1 protein-coding gene is annotated in these 703 nt (G+C 54.6%); it reads right to left on the bottom strand.

Features of this window, described 5'->3' with window-relative positions; all coding sequences use genetic code 11:
* Positions 1-39: 39 nt before the first annotated feature.
* Positions 40-703, bottom strand: a 664-nt coding sequence (locus QP909_RS11730) for an IS3 family transposase (protein ID WP_284767326.1), incomplete at its 5' end; no start/stop codon positions are given.

A 703-nucleotide genomic window follows, 5' to 3' on the forward strand; every position in this document is an offset into this window, starting at 1 on the left:
CGGGCCTGACCCCCGGAAAGTAGACACGTCGGGGGTTAGCTATGCTGCTTGGGTCAGTGTAGCTGATGTGAGTGCTTCGAAGGTATCGGGGGCTAGAAGGTTGCACCAGGAGTGCCGTCTGCGGGTGTTGTAGCGCATGCACCATCGAAAGACTTCTTGGCGGCAGGTAATGGGATTGTCAAAGACTTTCCGATCACGCAAGACTTCACGTTTTAAGGTGGCGTTAAACGATTCTGCCAGGGCATTATCGGCACTCGTTCCCACCGCTCCCATGGATTGGCGCACACCAAGTTGGGCGCAGTGGTCCCCAAAAGCCTGTGAGGTGTACACACTGCCATGATCAGAATGGAAAATTGCCCCAGTAAGGTTTCCGCGGACTTTGCTGGTATGAGACAAAGCTTCGATAACCAGAGATACCCGCATGTGGTCAGCGAGTGCATGGCCGACGAGTTTGCGCGAGTAGGCGTCAATGACTGTGGCAAGGTACATGTTCTTGCCGCCCTTGCAGGGCAGGTAGGTGATGTCGCCTACATAGACGTGGTTTGGCCTGTCAGCGGTGAATTTGCGGCCTACTAAATCTGGCATGACTCGGTGACCAGGCTTGCGCCTAGTGGTGATGCATCGACGCCGTTTGGTAAAGCCTTTTAGCCCCATGGATTTCATGATGCGTGCGACCTTCTTGTGATTTATCGGGCCGAAGTCC

Origin of the sequence: Corynebacterium sp. MSK195, from assembly GCF_030228885.1 — a bacterium.
Lineage (GTDB): Bacteria > Actinomycetota > Actinomycetes > Mycobacteriales > Mycobacteriaceae > Corynebacterium.